The following is a 22,257-nucleotide window of genomic DNA, read 5'->3' as shown; positions in this document are numbered from 1 at the left end:
ACTATTCTGAAAAACGTCAGGAAGCCTTGAAACACTTGTGTTAGATGTTTTATTAAATAAGAAGAAACACGGTATTTTTATTCAAAATTTTGTTTATATTGAATGGAATAATCATGCTTTAGTCGCTGTAAATTGTCGAGCGACATAGTTGCGTGCAATGTATTTTGAGTTTTTAATTTCGCTTCTAATTTAGATATAGCTTGTTGTAATGATTCTGTGTAAGGCATAGTTTCTACATTGAACGCTCTAAGATGTGATTTTGTCGTATAGCGCTTTTCATAATGACTAAGTGCTTTACGTTCATGGAAAAACACATTTTCAGTTTCCGTAGGATTGTGTAAATCTCCTTGTTTAGGGTGATTAATTACTTGTTCAACTTGAACGAGAACGCTATTTTCTTTTTCTTCCTTAATTGTTACGCCATAACTGCCAGTTTTATGTGAAAAACGGTATAACATAATTCAATACATCCCTTCTTTTGTGTTAGAATACATATATCATCTTAACATGAAATGGAGAATAAAAATGACGAACTATCCTCAATTGAACTCAGAAATAAATGACAATGAAATTAAAATGGTAATGCATACAAATAAGGGAGATATGACCTTTAAATTATTACCTGATGTTGCACCCAAAACAGTAGAAAACTTTGTTACACATGCTAAAAATGGTTATTATAATGGCGTTACTTTCCACCGTGTAATCAACGACTTTATGGTACAAGGTGGAGATCCAACTGCTACAGGCATGGGTGGCGAAAGTATTTACGGTGGACCTTTTGAAGATGAGTTTTCAAGAGAAGCGTTTAATATCTACGGTGCACTTTCAATGGCAAATGCAGGTCCAAATACAAATGGTTCTCAATTCTTCATTGTTCAAATGAATGAAGTGCCAGAATCAATGCTGAGCCAATTAGCAGACGGTGGTTGGCCAGAGCCGATTGTAAAAGCTTACGGTGAAACTGGTGGCACACCTTGGTTAGATCAAAAACATACTGTATTTGGTCAATTAATTGAAGGTAAAACTACATTAGAAGACATTGCTAATACAAAAGTAGGTCCACAAGACAAACCATTATATGATATTACAATTGATTCAATCGATATTGTTGAATAATTAACTGAATATATAAAGTTGTAGCTAACTATCTTATTCAGTATGTATAAAGCTGATGATTATTTAGTCTACACTTTAGGAGAAGAGCTTAGAAATCAATGTGATGTTGATTTTTACTCTTCTCTTTTTTTATGTATATTTAAAAATGATGTGGTATAGCATTGCTAACTATGAATAGGGGTATTTCAATAGCAAACTATTTTAAATAGGAAATAATAGGATTTTTCTCATATCTAAATATTCAGCTTACAACTTGAATTAAGGTACATATAATTAGTTTTTAGCTAAAAAAGGAGTAATCATTTATTTGAAATTACTATGAAAAATGGTTATCAAATACAATTTCTTAGTGTTTAAACATTGTATTTAGTAATAGTTTTATCAATATAAAATTGTAAAATGTGAAATTTTTCTATGTTTATGTTAGTGCCTTCGTATAATGTATGCTATTATAATAGTGTTAAGTAAAACGAATTAAGGGGTTATCACGTTGAATAATCACTATAAAGTAGGTCAACATATTAAAGTTCGTGTGACTGGTATTCAACCGTATGGCGCTTTTGTAGAAACCCCTGACAATGCTGAAGGATTAATCCATATTTCTGAGATTATGGATGATTACGTCCATAATTTGAAAAAGTTTTTATCAGAAGGACAAATTGTAAGAGCGAAAGTAATTTCAATTGATGATGAGGGGAAATTAAACCTTTCATTAAAAGATAATGACTATTTTAAAAATTATGAGCGTAAGAAAGAAAAGCAATCAGTATTAGATGAAATTAAAGAAACCGAAAGATATGGGTTTCAAACAATTAAAGAACGCTTACCGGTTTGGATTAAACAGTCCAAAAATGCGATCAAAGATGAATGAAATCATCTTTTCTTAAGGCTGAGGCATAAATTTATGTCTCAGCCTTAAGTGATTTATAGGGTGATTTTTAATGGTTATATTCAAAACATTTGTAGAAAAACATTGAAGTAATGATAAGACATATTTTATCCGTAGATAAAAGAAGGTGAGAGAATGAATGATTTAAAAGAAGCAATGAATGGTTTTGGTTGGTTAGATTTGATTTTCCTAATCCCTCTTTTTTTACTATACATATATTTACCCACTTATAATTTTATAAGTATTTTCCTAAATGTATTAATTATTATTTTAGTATCTATAGGGTTGTCTTCTTTATCTTTTTCAATAAAAAATTTTATAAAAAATAATAAGTCACAGAAATAATCCTTTTATAAATATGTAACTAAAAATAATGAGGAGCATTTCAAAGAATAAACAAACCTTAGATAGTTCATATATGGTTTGTTTATTTATATTTGTATGGTTATTTTTCAAAATAACAGTGTTATTTCAGAACGAAGTTGGCATTATTATCAATTGATTTAGTCAACATAGTAAACACCACCGCTGATTAATTTATAAATATTATAATCTTTGCAATGTGAAATTGGCAGTGATTTGGGACGACTCCTGCAGGAATAGCATTAGTCGAAGATTATAGGCTGGGTCAGTGCTCGCGGATAGCGTACACAAAAACTGTCAACAAAATCGGAGGTTTTGTCGACAGTTTGAACCGTGCTTCATAATTTGTGAGGCGCACTTTTTAGAGGGGGCCTTTATTTATCGTATTCATATATTAAAGGGGTTTAAAAAACAACAATTTAGAATCTAACTTAGGAAAATTGCAGAAATATATGCGTGAGCATATTTATTTATATATCAGATGATTATAGTTAGAATTATAAAAGCACTACAAACTTTAAGTGTTTTAAAGATTTTCAAATGTTTTAACGTATAGGAGGAAAAGTAAAATGAATAAAAAGTTTCAACCACTTTTTGAAAAATTAACATTACCTAATAAAGTAGTTTTAGATAATAGATTTGTTTTAGCACCACTTACGCATGTTTCATCCAATGATGACGGATCTATTTCAAATGAGGAAGTTGTTTATATGGAACAACGTTCGAAAGATGTTGGCTTAGCTATTTCAGCTGCTAGTAATGTTACAGATTTAGGGAAAGCATTTCCTGGACAACCATCTGTAGCACATGATTCAAATATTGATGGATTAAAACGCCTAGCTCAAGCTATGAAGAAAAACGGCGCAAAAGCTGTCGTCCAAATTCATCATGGTGGCGCACAATCATTACCAAATTTAACGCCAAATGGAGATGTAGCTGCACCAACGCCAATTTCACTAAAAAGTTTTGGTGAGCAAGAAGAACATCATGCACGTGAAATTACAGAAGATGAAATTAAGCAAACGATTAAAGCTTTCGGCGAAGCGACTCGTAGAGTTATAGAAGCTGGTTTCGATGGTGTTGAAATCCATGGTGCCAATCATTACTTAATTCATCAATTTGTATCACCTTATTATAACCGCCGTGAAGATGAGTGGGGCAAAGACCGTTTGAAATTTGCATTAAACGTTGTTGATGAAGTAACGGAAACAGTTCAACAGTATGGTAATGAAGACTTTATTGTAGGTTATAGATTTTCACCTGAAGAAGCAGAATCACCTGGCATAAGTATGGAAATTACCGAATCTTTAGTAAAACACTTAATTGATAAGCCTTTAGATTATTTACATGTTTCACTAATGGATATACATTCAGAAACACGTGAAGGTAAATACGCAGGCCAAGAACGAATTAAATTATTATTAGAGTGGATTGATGGTCGCATGCCTTTAGTAGGTATCGGTTCTATTTTTACTGCGGAACAAGCGCTTGAAGCGATTGAATCTACTAACGTTGAACTTGTTGCATTAGGCAGAGAAATATTATTAGACCATAACTTTATAAGTAAAATTAAAGATGGTAAAGAAGACGAAATTATTTCACACTTTGATCCAAATAGACAAGATAGACATCATTTACCACCTAAACTTTGGGAACAATTCAATAAAGGGTTTTATCCATTACCAAGAACAGATAATAAATAATTACATTTATCACAGTATTCGAGGCCGAAACATCAACGATATGTTTCGGCCTCGAATACTATATAATTTTATGAAACAATCGTAAATTCACGCTTGTATTTATAAAAGCAAAGTTTATAAGGAAAACGATAGAAACTATGATTAAATATGCAATTTCGTGCAATAATAATAAAATGCAATTAAATATTAAAATTAACAAAATAGTCTTGTATTAGCATTAGTAAATGTGTCATTATGTATGTAAGGGCTTACAATGGTATTTTAGTGTTTTTAATTATGTTATTTACGCTAATTTAACTGATATAAAGGTGTTTGTTACATAAAGTCCAAGCAGTTTTAGAAAATAGTTTCAGTTAATCGATAAATACGTTATGCTATGAATGAGTATTACTTAAGAGTCATTTTACTCTTAAATTTTTACAAAGGGGAGATATCATGTCAAGATCAGAAGAAATCATTGAAGTAACAAATCATTATGGAGCACAAAACTATGTACCGCTTCCAATCGTTATATCGGAAGCTGAAGGTGTTTGGGTTAAAGACCCAGAAGGTAACAAATACATGGATATGTTGTCAGCATATTCAGCTGTAAACCAAGGTCATAGACATCCAAAGATTATTCAATCATTGAAAGATCAAGCAGATAAAGTTACTTTAGTTTCACGTGCGTTTCATAGTGAAAATCTAGGTGAATGGTATGAAAAAATTTGTAAGCTTTCAGGAAAAGCTAAAGCTTTACCAATGAATACGGGTGCTGAAGCAGTTGAAACAGCTTTAAAAGCAGCTCGTCGTTGGGCTTACGATGTTAAAAAAATAGATCCAGATAAAGCAGAGATTATTGCTTTCAATGGTAACTTCCACGGTCGTACAATGGCACCTGTATCTTTATCATCAGAACCAGAATATCAACGTGGTTATGGTCCATTATTAGATGGATTCCGTAAGGTAGATTTTGGTGATATTGAAGCTGTTAAAAATGCTATTACAGAAAATACAGCAGCAATTTTAATTGAACCAATACAAGGTGAAGCAGGTATTAATGTTCCACCTGAAGGTTATTTAAAAGAAATAAGAGCTCTATGTGATGAACATAACGTATTGTTTATTGCTGATGAAATACAAGCTGGCTTAGGACGTTCAGGTAAATTATTTGCTACGGACTGGGATGACGTTAAACCAGATGTTTACATTTTAGGTAAAGCATTAGGTGGGGGCGTATTACCAATATCTGTAGTATTAGCTGACGAAGAAGTACTTGGTGTGTTCTCACCAGGGTCTCACGGTTCTACTTTTGGTGGTAATCCACTAGCTTGTGCGGTTTCAAACGCAGCATTAGATGTAATTATTGACGAAGATTTACCAGGGCGTTCATTAGAATTAGGTAACTATTTCAAAGAAGAATTAGAAAAAATAAATCATCCATCAATTAAAGAAGTACGAGGACGTGGCTTGTTTATTGGGGTTGAATTAAATGAGGAAGCGAGACCTTATTGTGAATCATTAAAAGAAAAAGGTTTATTATGTAAAGAAACGCATGATACGGTCATTAGATTTGCACCGCCACTCATTATTTCTAAAGAAGAATTAGACTTTGCATTAGACAAAATTAGAAGCGTTTTTGAGTAAATTCACAGTTCTGTAACATATGTTTTGAAAACCCTTTAAAAAGGAAAATCTTATGTTACAATTATCATGAAAGCGAAATCATTAGTAACGAAAAAGAGGCGAAATGAATCATGACTGAGAATAATAATTTAGTTACTTCGACGCAACAAATTATTAAAGAAGCATTGCACAAACTGGGATTTGATGATGGGATGTATGATTTAGTAAAGGAACCTTTAAGATTCCTTCAAGTTAGAATTCCTGTGCGCATGGACGATGGTACTGTTCAAACTTTTACTGGTTATCGTGCGCAGCATAATGATGCTGTTGGACCTACAAAAGGTGGCGTACGCTTCCATCCAGATGTGGACGAAGAAGAAGTTAAAGCATTATCAATGTGGATGACATTGAAATGTGGCATTGTTGATTTACCATATGGTGGCGGTAAAGGTGGTATCATTTGTGATCCACGTCAAATGAGTATTCACGAAGTCGAACGTTTATCTCGTGGATATGTGCGTTCAATTTCTCAATTCGTTGGACCAACGAAAGATATTCCAGCACCAGACGTATTTACAAACTCTCAAATTATGGCATGGATGATGGATGAATATAGTTCATTAGACAAATTCAATTCACCAGGATTTATCACTGGTAAACCAATCGTGTTAGGTGGTTCGCAAGGACGTGACCGTGCGACTGCGTTAGGTGTTGTTATTGCTATTGAACAAGCAGCACAAAGAAAAGGTTTAGAACTTAAAGGTTCTCGTATTGTTATACAAGGATTTGGTAACGCGGGTAGCTTCTTAGCGAAATTCTTGTATGATATGGGAGCAACAATTGTTGGTATCTCTGATGCTTACGGCGCTTTACATGATCCAGAAGGATTAGATATTGATTATCTTTTAGATAGAAGAGATAGCTTTGGAACTGTGACTAATCTATTTGATGAAACAATTTCTAATAAAGAATTGTTTGAAATTGACTGTGACATTCTTGTGCCAGCAGCAATTGCAAATCAAATTACTGAAGAAAATGCACATGATATTAAAGCTGATATTGTGGTTGAAGCGGCAAATGGACCAACGACGCCAGCAGGTACTCGTATCTTAACTGAACGTGGTAAGTTGCTAGTTCCAGATGTATTAGCTAGTGCTGGTGGTGTAACTGTTTCATATTTCGAATGGGTACAAAATAACCAAGGTTATTATTGGACTGAAGAAGAAGTAAACACGAAATTACGTGAAAAACTTACAACAGCATTTGATACCATTTACGAATTAGCTCAAAACAGAAAGATTGATATGCGTTTAGCAGCTTATATTGTTGGTATCAAACGTACTGCAGAAGCAGCACGTTACCGTGGATGGGCATAAATAAATATTTGAAAAACAATAGTAAGTTTAAAGTCCGAGACATCTATTTGACGTCTCGGACTTTTTTGGATTATATAAATAAAGTGTTAAAGGTAAGTTGTCGGTTATTGTTCATTGATGACTTGTTTATATAAATCGGGATAATTTGTAAATAATCCATCGATTCCATAGTCATTAAGCCTTTCCATGTCTGCTACCTCGTTTACAGTGAAAGGATGAACTAAAAATCCAGTATCTTTAAGATTAGCAACATTTTGCTTAGTTAAATCTGTATATTCAGGGCCGACACCGATGGCATATTGTTTAATATAATTCAAATCTTGTTGTGACATATTTGGTAGCTCACCTTTGTCTAATAGTCTTATAAGTGGCACATTTGAATTTAAATCTTTCATTTTAAGTAAGCTTTCTTGTGAAAATGATTGAACCATCACATGACCTTTTTTGAGTGACTGTTCATTTAATAATTGATGTTTATTAAGTGTATCTAATAATTTTTCTTCCATACCAGGGTATACATCAGGAGATTTTGTTTCTATATAATAATTGGCATCAGTGCCATAACGTTCTAATATTTCGTCTAATGTTGGTACTTTTGCACCTTTATAATTTGAATTAGCATATTGTGGATTTTGTTCATTAAACTTGCTTCCAGCATCAAGTTGTTTTAATTCTTTAAGTGTATACTGATCAACTCGACCGGTTCCGTTGGTAGTTCTATCAACTGTTTCATCATGCATGGCTACTAGGTGACCGTCTTTAGTCATTTGCAGATCAATTTCAATATATGATGCGCCTATAGCGTTATGACTTTTGTCGTATGAGTGAAAAGTATGTTCTGGAGCATAGCCACTAGCACCTCTATGTGCAATTGTTGTGAATTTCTCGCCAGTTAAATTATGTATCCAATTTTGTTGATCTGATTTATTATTCTCATTAACTGTTTGAACTGAAGTATTTTCATTTTGGTTGTTTACACCAAGGGCGTTACTAGATGCTTCGGTAATTGTTGCGCTCCCTATACCAGATAAAGCCAATATTGCTATACTTGAAATCAAAATTTTATTCGAATGTTTCACAAGCTGTCACTCCTTAATATGAACTTTCTTTTTACATTACATAAAAAAACTTAAATTGAAAATAGCATTTACAATATTCTAATTTAAACTATAAAAAATTAATTTTAACATTACATACAATCAATGAATGCTATTACAATGTTTTAACCATATAGAAATATTGGGCTTGGATTGTCATACAAAAAAGCACAGACACACCTAAATAAATAGGGGATCCGTGCAAAAAGTTTAATTTAAGTTTTGTTTTATAATTTCTAATTGTTTTTTTACAGCTTCTTGGCCAGTAGAACCATGACTTATTCTACGGCTGATACAATTTTCAGGTTTTAAATAATTGTAGATATCCGATTCGATACTTTCATGGGCGCTTTGATACTGCGTTAAAGGTACATCTAATAAGTATACGTTATGCTGAATTGCCCAAAGTACGATTTTACCAACAATTTCATGAGCGTTTCTAAAAGGAACCCCTTTGTTAACTAAGTAGTCAGCAAGTTCTGTTGCATTGGAAAAGTCATTGTATACAGTTTCCTGTAAATGATCTACATTTACAGTCATCGTACCAATCATTCCTTCAAAGATACGCAAAGAACCTTTTAGTGTATGAACTGCATCAAATAGACCTTCTTTATCTTCTTGCATATCTTTATTATATGCTAAAGGTAACCCTTTAAGCGTCATTAACATACTCATTAAATTGCCTGTTGTACGTCCAACTTTACCTCTGATTAATTCAGCCATATCAGGATTTTTTTTCTGTGGCATAATTGAAGAACCAGTTGAAAACGCATCTGATAATGTAATAAAGTTTGCTTCCGCAGATGACCAGAAAATAATTTCTTCTGCAAAACGTGACAGGTGAACCATTGTTAATGAAATATTATGCAGTGTTTCAACAATATAATCTCTATCACTAACGGCATCCATACTATTCTCATAAACAGCTGAAAAGTCTAATAATGACTGTGTTTCGTGACGATCTATTGGATAAGTAGTACCACTTAACGCAGCAGCACCAAGTGGAGAGATATCGATACGTTTCAAACTATCTTGAAAACGTGATTTATCTCTTTCTAACATCCAATAATACGTCAAGATATGATGGGCAAATGAAATAGGTTGAGCTCTTTGAAGATGAGTGTAACCAGGCATGATTGTATCTACATGAGACTCGGCAATTTTTACAATTGTTTGTTGAAACGAAATAATTAAATCAATTAATTGAGATACTTCTGCTTTTGTATATAAATGCATATCAGTTGCAACTTGGTCGTTTCTACTACGCCCGGTATGCAATCTACCACCAGCATCACCAATACGTTTTATTAATTCATGTTCGATATTTAAATGGATGTCTTCCAATGAGACATCCAGTGCTAAGTTGCCTTGTTCATAATCAGCTAAAATGGCATTTAAACCTTCAATAATTTGATCGCAGTCTGAATCAGAAATAATATCTTGTTTGGCTAACATAGTTGCATGAGCAATACTACCTTGAACATCATATTTGATTAATGTTTTGTCAAAGTGTATAGAAGCATTGAATTCATCAACCCATGCTTCTGGTTGCTCACTAAATCTACCGCCCCAAGCTTTACTGCTCATCTTTGTATCCACCATGTAACATAGAGTTTACTTTAGTTGGTAAGCCAAAGATATCAATAAAGCCAACTGCTGATTCTTGATTAAATGCATCTTCTTTTGTATAAGTAGCTAATTTTTCATTATAAAGTGTATGTGGTGACTTTCTTCCATTAACAATAGCGTTACCTTTATATAATTTAAGACGTACATCGCCAGTTACATAATCTTGCGTACTATCGACAAATACCTTGAGGCTATCTGTTAAAGGTGAGAACCATAAACCGTTATAAATTTGTTCTGAAAATTGTTTTTCAATCACTGGTTTAAAGTGTGCAACATCTTTAGTAAGCGTAATTGTTTCAAGTGCTTTATGAGCATTGACAATTACTTCTGCTGCTGGTGTTTCATAAACTTCTCTAGACTTAATACCAACAAGTCTATTTTCAACATGGTCGATTCTGCCAATACCATGTTTACCAGCAAGTTTATTGAGCTCTAAAATAAGTTCGTTAAGTTTATAAGGTGTGCCATCTAAAGCTGTTGGTATACCTTTCTCAAATGAAAGTACAATTTCATCAGCTACATCTGGCGCATCTTCTAGTTCGTTTGTTAAGTCAAATGCATCCTTTGGAGGTGCAGCATAAGGGTCTTCAAGTATGCCACATTCATTACTTCTTCCCCATAAATTTTGGTCGATAGAATAAGGAGAATCATGTTGGATTGGAACTGGGATATTATGTTTGATTGCATAGTCAATCTCTTCTTCACGGCTCCATGCCCATTCTCTTACTGGTGCAAAAACTTTTAATTCAGGATCTAAAGCTTTAATTGCTACTTCAAAACGTACTTGGTCATTACCTTTACCAGTACAACCGTGTGCAATACCAACTGCGTTTGTTTTGCTAGCAATTTCAACTAATTTTTTTGAAATTAATGGTCTTGATAATGCAGAAACTAAAGGATATGTACCTTCATACATTAAGTTACCTTTAATTGCATATGATACGAAATCTTCACTAAATTCTTCTGTAGCATCAATGATATGACATTCGATTGCACCCATATCCAACGCTTTTTGATGTACTAAATCTAAATCTTTACCTTCGCCGACATCTAAACAACAAGCTACGATGTCATAACCTTTATCTAATAACCATTTTACTGCCACACTTGTATCTAAACCACCTGAATATGCTAATACTATTTTCTCTTTCATAAGTTCCACCTCAATTGAATTTTTATAATTTATTAATAAGAATTTGATATTGATTAGTATAGCAGAAAGTAAATGAAAATAAAACCATTTTTATACATAAATATACAAAAATATATAAACTTTATTCTTCTTATCGTTGATTTTTACCTATTTTAAGGGTTTCTGGAGAATTACAGTATGTTTATTTTTGTATAAAATAATGAATAATCGATGAGGTGTATTGAGTAATTTAACGCTTTAATAGGTAAAATATCAATCTAATATAGGCTAGTTGTTTGAATACTCAAAATAAACTTAGTAAAATAATGATGAAATTAAAAACACTGGAGGCAATTCAAAATGACTCATATTCAATTAGATTATGGTAAAACTTTAGAATTTTTCGGCGAACATGAATTACAGCAACAAAAAGATATAGTTAAGTCAATTCACAAAACAATTCATGAAGGAACTGGTGCTGGTAGTGACTTCCTTGGGTGGATTGATCTTCCTGTAGACTATGATAAAGAAGAATTCTCACGTATTTTAGAAGCTTCAAAACGTGTCAAAGAACATTCAGAGGTGTTTGTAGTAATTGGTATCGGTGGTTCGTACTTAGGTGCACGCGCGGCTATCGAAATGCTAACATCATCATTTAGAAATAGTAAGGAATTCCCAGAAATCGTTTTTGTAGGTAATCATTTATCTTCTTCATATACACAAGAGTTAATCGATTATTTAGATGGTAAGGATTTCTCAGTGAATGTTATTTCTAAATCAGGTACTACGACTGAACCAGCAGTTTCATTTAGATTGTTTAAACAATTATTAGAAAATAAATATGGTAAAGAAGAAGCGAAAAATCGTATCTTTGCTACTACAGATAAAGAAAAAGGTGCGTTAAAGCAACTTGCAACTAATGAAGGTTACGAAACATTTGTCGTGCCAGATGATATAGGTGGTCGTTATTCAGTATTAACTGCAGTTGGTTTATTACCAATCGCTGTTGCGGGTATTGATATTAAAACAATGATGGAAGGTGCTGCAAAAGCACGTGAAGAATTGGCTTCAGAAGATTTAGAAGACAATATTGCGTATCAATATGCAACAATTCGTAACGTTTTATATGCAAAAGGTTATGACACTGAAATGTTGATTAACTATGAGCCATCAATGCAATATTTTAATGAGTGGTGGAAACAATTATTTGGCGAATCTGAAGGGAAGGACTATAAAGGTATTTATCCTTCTAGCGCTAACTATACAACAGATTTACATTCACTTGGACAATATGTTCAAGAAGGTCGTCGTTTCTTATTCGAAACAGTTGTGAAAGTTAATAATCCTAAACATGATATTACTATCGAAGAAGATGGTGATAATTTAGATGGTTTAAATTATTTAGCTGGTAAATCTATAGACGAAGTAAATACGAAAGCATTTGAAGGTACATTATTAGCGCATACTGATGGTGGCGTACCTAATATTGTTGTCAATATTCCTCGTTTAGATGAAGAGACATTTGGCTATATCGTTTACTTCTTTGAATTAGCATGTGCTATGAGCGGTTATCAATTAGGTGTTAATCCATTTAACCAACCTGGAGTTGAAGCATACAAACAAAATATGTTTGCTTTATTAGGTAAACCAGGTTTTGAAGATAAAAAAGAAGAATTAGAAAAACGTTTATAATTTTTCAACGTAATGTTATATAGCACATAATGAGTTGATGTTAAATTTGTATTTTGAGGAGGCTGGGACAATTAATTGTCTCAGCCTTTATCATTATATTGAGATAGGGTCACTTATATATGAGATACAACTCAGGTAAATTTTTCATTTTTTCGGCTTTAGTCATCTTTGGCAGAGGGCGTGTATGAAAGTTTTTAATAATTTAAAAACTTTCATACGCTCTCTTTTTTCTAATACGTATATACAGGAGTATTTAACAAGCTGATTAACTCAAAGTCAACATTACAGTGGTTATGATTTTGTTCACGCTCTATAAAATTAGTGCTATATTGAAACCGTAGATAGTCATTCAATCTGGGTTTCGAAAGCATGTCGTCCTTAAGACTGATTTATATTATATAGAACGCTTTATAGTTTTAAAAAAGCAACTTTACACTTATAATTATAAAGAATAGTGATGACGAGGATGGGTTTGATGACAGAGGAACAAGTACAGTATTGGTTTGATATATTTGGTAGTTTAGGATACATCGCAGGATTTCTATTACCATTTATTGAGGCTTTCATTCCTATTTTACCAATCATTGTGTTTGTAATTGTAAACGTTAATGCATTTGGTTGGTTCATTGGTACTTTATTAGCTTGGTTAGGCACTGTAGCTGGAAGTTATATTGTATTTTTATTTTTTAGAAGATTAACACATACAAAATATATGCAAAAAATTCAGCAACGGACATCAGTTCAACGTTTAATACATTTTATCGATAGAAAGGGTGTCATACCTATTTTTATCTTAATGTGCTTCCCATTTACACCAAGTGCTTTAGTTAATATTGTGGCAAGTTTATCCCATATTAAAGCGCATGCCTATCTAATTGTATTAATTGCATCTAAGTTTATAATGATTGGTCTTGTAGGTTGGTTAGGTAATGATATTACAACACTTTTTACTAATCCGATAAGGCTGATAACAATAGTGGTAGTAATTGCTGTAGTATGGCTCGTTGGTAGAAAACTAGAGAAACATTTTATGCATTCGTCAGAGGAGTGACAACTTGCGAAAATTATTAAAACATTTGATTTCCATAATATTTGCGCTTATTATTGTACTATTGATTCAGGCATTTGTACTTACAGGATCAGTTATCAAAGATGATAAAATGGCTCCAAATCTAAAACAAGATGATCGTGTTATTGTTAATAAGATAAAAACGACATTTAATTTTTTAGATAATAATGATATTATTATGTATCGTAACGGAAAAGAAATCCAGTTTAGTAGAATCATCGGAAAACCTGGACAATCTATTTCATTTAAAGACGGGTCATTGTACAGAGATGATAGAGAAGTAAATGAACCTTATACAAACAATAGCATCAATAACTTGTCACTTAGAAACATCAAAGATTCTGAAAGTGATATTATTCCGCCGAATGCTTACTTTGTACTTAATGATAATCGTGATAATAAAAACGATTCAAGAACATTAGGTTTCGTGCATCAGAAAGATATCATTGGCAATACAAGTTTAAGATATTATCCGTTTGAAAAATTTACAGTGACTTTTAATTAAATAAACGAGGTGAAGGAATTGAGAAAAGAAATCGTAGAATGGATTGTGTCCATCGTTGTTGCAGTTGCCTTAGTATTGCTAATTGTTAACTTCGTGGGAAAATCATATACAGTTAAAGGCGACTCTATGGATCCTACATTAAAAGATGGGGAACGCGTTATTGTCAATTTGATTGGTCAAAGATTTGGAGATGTTGAAAAAGGCAATGTGATTGTCTTCCATGCAACTAAGGATAATGATTATGTCAAACGTGTTATCGGTACAGCAGGTGATAACATCGAATATAAAGATGATCAATTATTTGTTAATGGTAAAAAAGTAGACGAGCCATACTTAGATTATAATGAAAAACATAAAGATTATAATTATATAACTGGTAGTTTTACAACAAAAGAGATGAACGAACAATCTGAAGGTGTAGACAAAGTAAAAGATAAAAATAAAATCCCAGAAGGTAAATTACTTGTTCTTGGGGATAACCGTGAAGTAAGTAAAGATAGTCGTTCGTTTGGTTTAATTGACGAAGACCAAGTTGTTGGTAAAGTATCATTCAGTTTTTGGCCGTTAAGCGAAATGAAATTTGGATTTAATCCAGATACAAAATATGAATAGTAAAATATTGAGCGTAGGGCAGTGAAATTTTGTTAACCAAATAAGATTTCATTGCCCTAATTGATTAATAAAGTAAAAGTTCGAAAATGAGAACAGTATATATTGACTAACAATAATATGTACAATGCAGTTGCTACTATAAAGCGTATAGAAAAAGGATCGAGATAACTCTTTGTGTCTCGATCCTATTTTTATTATAAACTACTAACAAATAATCAAATTTATAGTAAAGCCATATTCTAATTTATTCGACATTCAAGGTATAAGAATAGTTATACACAACCATATATATGTTAAAATGTGAGTCAAAGGAGTTGGCGTAAATCATGGAATTAAATGCTTATATTGGCAGAGCAGGCACAGGGAAATCGAAAACAATAATTGAAGAAATTAAAACAAAAATGCGAGAAGATCCATTAGGCGATCCTATTGTTTTAATTGCGCCTACACAAAACACTTTCCAGCTTGAACAATCATTCGTAAGTGATGAATCATTAAATGGTAGTATGAGAACCGAAGTTTTACACTTTGAACGATTAAGTTATCGTGTGTTTCAAGAAGTCGGTGGTTTGATAGAACAACAATTATCTAAAGCAGGCACTGAAATGATGATTTATGACATCATACAACAACATCAATCAGAATTGAAACTATATCGCTCTCAAGTTAAATATTATGGATTTAGTGAAAAACTTTATGAACAAATACAAGATTTTAAAAAATATGCAGTAACTCCACAACAATTAAGTGATTATATTTCAGAAAATGACTTGCAAACAAGAACAAAGCATAAATTACAAGATATTGCACTGGTTTATAAACATTTAGAAGATAGAATTGATGGGACATATGTATCCACAGAAGATAGTTTACAAAGATTCATTACGATGATGGATCAATCTGAATGGTTGAAGCGAGCGGAAATTTATATTGATGGCTTCCATAACTTCTCGACACTAGAGTATCAAATCATCCGTAGTTTAGTTAAATGTGCTAAAAAAGTTACAGTGGCATTAACAACTGACGGCGATAAAGATATGTTTAGTTTATTTAGAAAACCTTCGGAATCACTGTTACACATAGAAGAAATTGCAAACGATCTCAATGTACAATTACATACAAAACGTTTTGATGAAGTATATCGCTTTGCTAATTCTGATTTAGCCAATTTAGAACGTAATTTTAATGCATTACAATTTGAGTCCACAGTTGCAAATGGCGATATAGCAATTTTAGAAGCAAGTGGGATGAGAGAAGAAATAAATGAAGTTGCCCGTCGTATTTTAAGAGAAACACGTGAGAAAGGCTATAGATATCAAGATATAGCAATTTTATATAGAGATGAAGCTTATGCCTATCTCATGGAATCAATTTTGCCACAATTTGGCATACCATATAACATCGATGTGAAGCCATCAATGACACATCATCCTATAATGGAAATGATAAGATCACTTATTGAAGTAATACAAACTAATTGGAATTTTGATCCACTGATGCGACTTTTTAAAACAGATATTTTATCGAAGAAATTTAAAGATAGTAATTATTTGATAGATATATTAGAAAATTTTGTGCTAGAACGTGGCATTTACGGTAAACGCTGGTTGGATGAAAAATATTTTGATATTGAGCAATTTAGAAAAATGGGGCTAAAACGTCAACAATTATCAGATGAAGAACGCGAGACCTTTGAGCGTGTTATTCAAATGAAAACAGATGTTATCAATAAAGTGATGTTATTTGAAGAAAATATGAATCGTGCAACTACAGCTATTGAATTTGCTACTGCTTTCTACGAATCGATGGAAGCATTCGACTTACCAAGCCAATTAATGACTGAACGTGATACGTTAGATTATAACGGTCAACATAGAGCGGCTGAGGAAATTGACCAGATATGGCATGGCTTTATTCAAACGTTGGATGACTTAGTTACAGTTTTTGGTGAGCAAACAATGTCTAAGTCGCGTTTTCTAGAATTGTTTGATATTGGCTTAGAACAGTTAGAATTTGTAATGATTCCTCAAACGCTTGATCAGGTGAGTATTGGTACTATGGATTTAGCAAAAGTAGATAATAAACAACACGTATATTTAGTAGGAGCAAATGACGGTGTTATACCGCAAACTGTTTCATCTTCAAGTTTAATTACGGATGACGAAAAGAAATATTTCCAAGAACAATCTTCTATAGAGTTAAGTCCTACGGCAGATATACTGCAAATGGATGAAGCATTTGTATGTTATATTGCAATGACACGTAGTTGTAAACAAGTTACATTTTCATATTCACTTATGGGGTCTAGTGGGGATCAAAAAGAACCAAGTCCATTTTTAAGTCAAATTCAACAATTGTTTACTAATTTAGAAGTTCAAAATATACATCACCAACATCAAGCTCAACCACTTACTTTAATGGAACATCCACATCAAACTAAAATTGCTTTATTTGAATCGTTAAAAGCGTGGTTAGATGATGAAATTGTTGCGGAAACTTGGATAGATACGTATCAAGTGATGCGAGACGATGAAAGTTTAAATGATGGTTTAGATTATTTATTAACTGCCTTAACTTATGATAATGAAACGGTTCAATTAAGTGAATCATTATCTAAAGAATTGTATGGTTCTACAATTAATGCAAGTGTTTCTAGATTTGAAGGCTATCAAGCTTGTCCATTTAAACACTTTGCATCACATGGCTTACGTTTAAATGAACGTACAAAATACAAGTTGGAAAACTTTGATCTAGGAGATATTTTCCATCAAGTATTGAAATTTATTTCAGAAAAAGTGAACGGTGATTTTAAGAATCTAAACCCACAAAAAATTCATAAGCTCACAGTTGAAGCTTTGAGTGAAATATTACCTGAAGTCCAATTTAACTTACTAAATTCAACAGCCTATTACCGTTATTTATCACAACGTATTGGGGCCATTGTAGAAACGACTTTAACAGCATTAAAATATCAAGGTAACTATACTAAATTTACGCCACAACGGTTTGAAGCTGGTTTTAGAAGAAAACCAAGAGATAATAGTGAGTTATTAGCTGAATCGTTACATACAAAACAAGGTATTCCTATAAATATACGTGGACAAATCGATAGAATCGATACGTATAAAAACGGGGAAGAGAGTTATGTAAACATTATTGATTACAAGTCATCTAAATATAGCGGTACGTTGGATTTAACAAAAGTTTATTACGGTATGCAAATGCAAATGATGACCTACATGGATATTGTACTTCAAAATAAATCACGTTTAGGATTAACAGAGTTAACTAAGCCTGGTGGGCTATTATACTTCCATGTACATGAACCGCGCATTAAACTCGCATGGAATCAATTGTCAGAAGAAAAAAGAGACTCTGAATTTATCCAATCCTTCAAGTTGAGCGGCTTACTAAATAGTGATGAATCAGTATTAGACGCTTTTGATACTAGACTGGAGCCAAGTTACAATTCTGATATTGTACCTTTAGGATTAAAGAAAGATGGTGGTATTAAAAGTAATAGTAAGGTGGCAGATGAGGATACCATTTATAAATTAATTCATCATAATAAACAAAACTTTATTGAAACGGCATCAAATATCATGGATGGACATACAGAAGTGGCGCCAATGAAATACAATCAGACATTACCGTGTGATTTTTGTAGCTATAAATCAGTCTGTCATGTAGACGGTATGATAGATAGTAAACGTTATCGTACAGTTGACGAATCTATTGATCCATTAGAAGCGGTACAAAATGTAGTTTTAGAAAGTGAGGACGATGGAGAATGAGTCAAATACCAGTGAAACCTGGGGATACGAGATGGACAGATAACCAATGGAAGAGTATTTATGCAAAAGGTCAGGATATACTTGTTGCTGCTGCCGCAGGTTCTGGAAAGACTGCCGTACTTGTAGAACGCATTATACAACGTATTATTAAAGATGAAATTGATGTAGATAAACTGCTTGTTGTTACATTTACGAATGCAAGTGCTAGAGAAATGAAACACCGTGTAGACCAAAGGATTCAAGAAGCTTCGAATGAAGACCCAAATAACACACATTTAAAGAATCAGCGTGTGAAGATACATCAAGCACAGATATCTACGTTACATAGCTTTTGTTTGAAATTAATTCAACATCACTATGATGTGTTAGATATTGATCCTAACTTTAGAACAAGTAGTGAAGCTGAAAATATATTGCTACTTGAACAGACAATAGATGAAGTGTTAGAAAAACATTATGACCAACTTGATCCTAATTTCATTGATTTAACGGAACAACTATCTTCAGATCGGAATGACAATCAGCTACGAAACACCGTTAAAGAAATGTTTTATTTTAGTGTGGCGAATCCAAATCCATCGGCTTGGTTGGATCAGCTATCAGTACCATACGATGATATTGGGAAACAAGCTGAGTTACTAAAACTATTAAATGATTTAGCTATGATTTTTATGAATTCTGCATTGGAAGCTTTAAATAAAAGTTATGATTTGTTCATGATGCTTGAAGAAGTAGATAAACAAGTTGAAGTGTTAGAAAAAGAACGTCGCTTTATTGCTCAAGCAATGGAAGGTGGTATATTAAACACACAAGTTATTGCAGAACACCAGTTTGAATTACGTTTTCCAGCTAAGAATAAAAAAATAAAAGAAGCCAATGAAATGATGTTAGATGCATACGATGATGGTAAAAAACATTACGATCAATATAAAGCGTTGGTAACTAAGGTACAAGAAGATTATTTTTCACGTAATGCTGAAGATTTAAAAATGGATATGCAGCGCTTAGCACCTAGAGTAGCATATTTAGCACAAGTAACAGCGGATGTAATTGATTTATTTAATCAGAAGAAACGCAGTAGAAACTTACTTGATTTTTCAGATTATGAACATTTTGCATTGCGCGTATTAATGAATGAAGATGGCACGCCATCAGATATTGCTGATATGTATTGTAAACAGTTTGAAGAAATACTTGTTGATGAATACCAAGATACCAACCGTGTACAAGAGCAAATTATTGCATGTATTAAACGGGGAAGTGAGGCAGACGGGAACTTATTTATGGTAGGTGACGTAAAACAATCTATTTATAAATTTAGACAAGCTGATCCCAGTTTATTTATAGGGAAATATAACCGTTTTACCTTAGATGGTTCAGAGAATGGTATGCGTATTGATTTATCACAAAATTTCCGTTCTAGAAAAGAAGTTTTGACTACAACGAACTATTTATTTAAGCATATGATGGATGAAGCGGTTGGAGAAATTGACTATGATGATGCTGCCCAACTTTATTACGGTGCTCCTTTCGATAATGAGCCACATAATGTCCAGTTGAACATGTTAGTGGAAGATGCTTCTTCGGACTTGAATGGTTCAGAACAAGAAGCAGAATATATTGTCCAACAAGTGGAAAAGATAATGTCGGAACATGAGATTTATGATATGAAAACTGAGCAGTATCGTAAACCAAGTTATAAAGATATTGTCATTTTAGAACGTTCCTATGGTCAGGCACGTAAGATACAACAAGCGTTTAAAGATCATAACATACCATTTCATGTAAATAGTAAAGAGGGGTACTTTGAACAGACTGAAGTTCAACTCATATTATCTTTCTTAAGAACGGTAGATAATCCATTACAAGATATTTATTTAGTTGGACTCATGCGTTCTGTAATTTATCAGTTTACTGAGGATGAGTTATCAAATATCAGGGTGTTTAGTCCAAATGATGATTATTTTTATCAATCGATACAGCATTATATAGCCAATGATGCTGCTAATAAAAAATTAGTCACTAAACTCGAATATTTCTTGAAAGATATTGAAATGTATCAACGCTATAGCCAAAGTCACCCTGTCTATCAACTAATTGATAAGTTTTATAATGACCATTATGTTATTCAATATTTTAGTGGCATCATTGGTGGTAAAGGTAGACGCGCAAATTTATATGGACTGTTTAATAAAGCGGTAGAATTTGAAAATTCTAGTTTCCGTGGCTTATATCAATTTATTCGTTTTATAGATGAATTGATAGAACGAGGTAAGGACTTTGGTGAAGAAAATATTGTTGGCCCAAATGATGACGTTGTGCGAATGATGACAATTCATAGTAGTAAAGGGTTAGAATTTCCATTCGTGATTTACTCTGGGTTATCAAGACGTTTTAGAAGAGATGATTTGCACAGACCAGTTATTTTAAATCAAAGCTATGGCTTGGGTATGACATATTATGATATTGATAGTCGTTTGTCTTATCCATCATTATCATCTGTTACGTATAAAGCGATAGCCGAAAAAGAAATGATTTCAGAAGAAATGAGGTTAATTTACGTTGCATTGACACGCGCTAAAGAACAATTGTTTTTAATTGGGCGTGTAAAAGACGAAAAAGAACTAACTCAACTTGAACAGGTTTCAGTGTCGCAGACGCACTTACCTGTGAGCTACCGTTTAACCGCACAACGCCCGATTGATATGATTTATCCAATATTAGCAAAATATCAATCTACGTCACTGCCAAAAGAATTACGTTTTGAAGCAACAATCAATGACATCGATGACTCAATGATGCCTTTTGTACAGTTAAAAACAGATTTTTATGAAGATATTGCCTCAGAAATCGTTATAGCTGAAAGTGAACAACGTACGCTAGTAGATATACAGTCGGCTCAGACTGGTAATGATGAGCTTAAGTCGCGGATTCATGAACAATTAAGTTTCAAATACCCACATCAAGTAGCTATTGAAAAGCCATCAAAACAATCCGTATCAGAACTGAAACGACAACTTGAAACAGAACAAGCTGATACTAACTACGATAGAGTTAGACAATATCGAATTGGCTCAGCCTCATATGATAGACCAGGATTTTTAAGCCTTACTACGAAACGAAAAGCAAATGAAATTGGTACGCTTATGCATACGGTAATGCAACATTTACCGTTTAAAAAAGAAGGGCTGTCTCGTAGTGATGTGGATGTACTTATCAATCAGTTAATAGACAAGCATATTATTGACGAAGATGCTAAAAAGGATGTCCGATTTGAAGATATTTATCAGTTTATTGAAAGTGAATTATATTCAACGATTGCTATGAGTGAACGTATATATCGTGAGTTACCATTTGTTGTCAATCAAGCTAAAGTAGACCGCATTGAAAATATGGAAGAAGATGCTTCTATTATTCAAGGGATGATTGATCTTATATTTGAGAAGGATGGCCAATATTACTTCGTGGATTATAAGACAGATGCCTTTAATAGACGTCGCAATATGTCAGATGAAGCAATAGGTGCACAGCTAAGAGAACGTTATAAGGTGCAAATGGAATATTATCGAAACACTTTAGAAACTATATTGAATACAAATGTTAAAGGTTATTTATATTTCTTTAAATTTGGTCAACTTTCTATTGATGAATAAAACTAGACTATAAGGGGTG

General features: G+C 32.9%; 16 protein-coding genes. 12 read left to right on the top strand and 4 right to left on the bottom strand.

What is annotated here, in order from left to right:
* Positions 1–77 precede the first annotated feature (77 nt).
* Positions 78–458, bottom strand: coding sequence for a sporulation phosphorelay system protein KapB (kapB, locus tag D9V42_RS04890; protein ID WP_122063478.1), 381 nt, complete (start codon positions 456–458; stop codon positions 78–80).
* A 67-nt stretch (positions 459–525) separates the two neighbouring features.
* Between kapB and D9V42_RS04885 the strand changes: the two genes are divergently transcribed.
* From D9V42_RS04885 to D9V42_RS04860, 6 genes are all read left to right on the top strand, one after another.
* Positions 526–1,119: a peptidylprolyl isomerase gene (locus tag D9V42_RS04885; RefSeq protein WP_107555648.1), complete on the top strand. Its 594-nt coding sequence runs from the start codon at positions 526–528 to the stop codon at positions 1,117–1,119.
* Between the two features lie 490 nt (positions 1,120–1,609).
* Complete coding sequence (gene ygs / locus D9V42_RS04880) at positions 1,610–1,990, top strand: S1 domain-containing post-transcriptional regulator Ygs (RefSeq protein ID WP_017722342.1); 381 nt, start codon at positions 1,610–1,612, stop codon at positions 1,988–1,990.
* A 153-nt stretch (positions 1,991–2,143) separates the two neighbouring features.
* On the top strand, positions 2,144–2,353 hold the full coding sequence (locus D9V42_RS04875; RefSeq protein WP_122063476.1) for a DUF6007 family protein: 210 nt from the start codon (positions 2,144–2,146) through the stop codon (positions 2,351–2,353).
* Between the two features lie 587 nt (positions 2,354–2,940).
* Positions 2,941–4,074, top strand: coding sequence for an NADH-dependent flavin oxidoreductase (locus tag D9V42_RS04870; RefSeq protein WP_122063473.1), 1,134 nt, complete (start codon positions 2,941–2,943; stop codon positions 4,072–4,074).
* A gap of 435 nt (positions 4,075–4,509) precedes the next feature.
* Positions 4,510–5,700 (top strand): ornithine--oxo-acid transaminase, encoded by a 1,191-nt coding sequence (locus tag D9V42_RS04865; protein ID WP_017722340.1) that lies wholly within the window; start codon positions 4,510–4,512, stop codon positions 5,698–5,700.
* Between the two features lie 110 nt (positions 5,701–5,810).
* On the top strand, positions 5,811–7,055 hold the full coding sequence (locus D9V42_RS04860; RefSeq protein ID WP_107530119.1) for a Glu/Leu/Phe/Val family dehydrogenase: 1,245 nt from the start codon (positions 5,811–5,813) through the stop codon (positions 7,053–7,055).
* A gap of 104 nt (positions 7,056–7,159) precedes the next feature.
* On the opposite strand, the gene D9V42_RS04855 is transcribed toward D9V42_RS04860, so the two are convergent.
* The 3 genes from D9V42_RS04855 to D9V42_RS04845 all read right to left on the bottom strand — a co-directional run bounded on the left by D9V42_RS04855 (position 7,160) and on the right by D9V42_RS04845 (position 10,934).
* The gene (locus D9V42_RS04855; RefSeq protein WP_122063471.1) at positions 7,160–8,134 is read right to left on the bottom strand and encodes a glycerophosphodiester phosphodiesterase; all 975 of its coding nucleotides are present in this window, start codon (positions 8,132–8,134) and stop codon (positions 7,160–7,162) included.
* A gap of 228 nt (positions 8,135–8,362) precedes the next feature.
* Complete coding sequence (gene argH / locus D9V42_RS04850; protein ID WP_122063467.1) at positions 8,363–9,739, bottom strand: argininosuccinate lyase; 1,377 nt, start codon at positions 9,737–9,739, stop codon at positions 8,363–8,365.
* Positions 9,729–10,934: an argininosuccinate synthase gene (locus D9V42_RS04845; RefSeq protein WP_122063464.1), complete on the bottom strand. Its 1,206-nt coding sequence runs from the start codon at positions 10,932–10,934 to the stop codon at positions 9,729–9,731. The genes argH and D9V42_RS04845 overlap by 11 nt, the downstream gene beginning before the upstream one ends.
* A gap of 339 nt (positions 10,935–11,273) precedes the next feature.
* On the opposite strand from D9V42_RS04845, the gene D9V42_RS04840 reads away from it, so the two are divergent.
* The 6 genes from D9V42_RS04840 to addA all read left to right on the top strand — a co-directional run bounded on the left by D9V42_RS04840 (position 11,274) and on the right by addA (position 22,238).
* Positions 11,274–12,605, top strand: coding sequence for a glucose-6-phosphate isomerase (locus D9V42_RS04840; RefSeq protein WP_122063461.1), 1,332 nt, complete (start codon positions 11,274–11,276; stop codon positions 12,603–12,605).
* Between the two features lie 475 nt (positions 12,606–13,080).
* The gene (locus D9V42_RS04835) at positions 13,081–13,656 is read left to right on the top strand and encodes a TVP38/TMEM64 family protein (protein ID WP_122063458.1); all 576 of its coding nucleotides are present in this window, start codon (positions 13,081–13,083) and stop codon (positions 13,654–13,656) included.
* A 4-nt stretch (positions 13,657–13,660) separates the two neighbouring features.
* The gene (gene lepB / locus D9V42_RS04830; protein WP_122063455.1) at positions 13,661–14,179 is read left to right on the top strand and encodes a signal peptidase I; all 519 of its coding nucleotides are present in this window, start codon (positions 13,661–13,663) and stop codon (positions 14,177–14,179) included.
* Between the two features lie 18 nt (positions 14,180–14,197).
* A complete protein-coding gene (gene lepB / locus D9V42_RS04825) occupies positions 14,198–14,791 on the top strand; it encodes a signal peptidase I (RefSeq protein ID WP_122063452.1) in 594 nt (197 codons plus the stop codon).
* A gap of 326 nt (positions 14,792–15,117) precedes the next feature.
* Positions 15,118–18,585 carry a helicase-exonuclease AddAB subunit AddB gene (gene addB, locus D9V42_RS04820; RefSeq protein ID WP_122063450.1) on the top strand — a complete coding sequence of 1,156 codons (3,468 nt, stop codon included), beginning with the start codon at positions 15,118–15,120 and terminating at the stop codon, positions 18,583–18,585.
* Positions 18,582–22,238, top strand: coding sequence for a helicase-exonuclease AddAB subunit AddA (gene addA / locus D9V42_RS04815; protein WP_122063447.1), 3,657 nt, complete (start codon positions 18,582–18,584; stop codon positions 22,236–22,238). Before addB ends, addA begins: the two co-directional genes overlap by 4 nt.
* Positions 22,239–22,257: the final 19 nt, after the last annotated feature.

Origin of the sequence: Staphylococcus pseudoxylosus (genome assembly GCF_003697915.1) — a bacterium.
GTDB lineage: Bacteria > Bacillota > Bacilli > Staphylococcales > Staphylococcaceae > Staphylococcus > Staphylococcus pseudoxylosus.
Note: the sequence above shows the minus strand (reverse complement) of the source record. Positions and strands in the feature narration are given on the sequence as shown.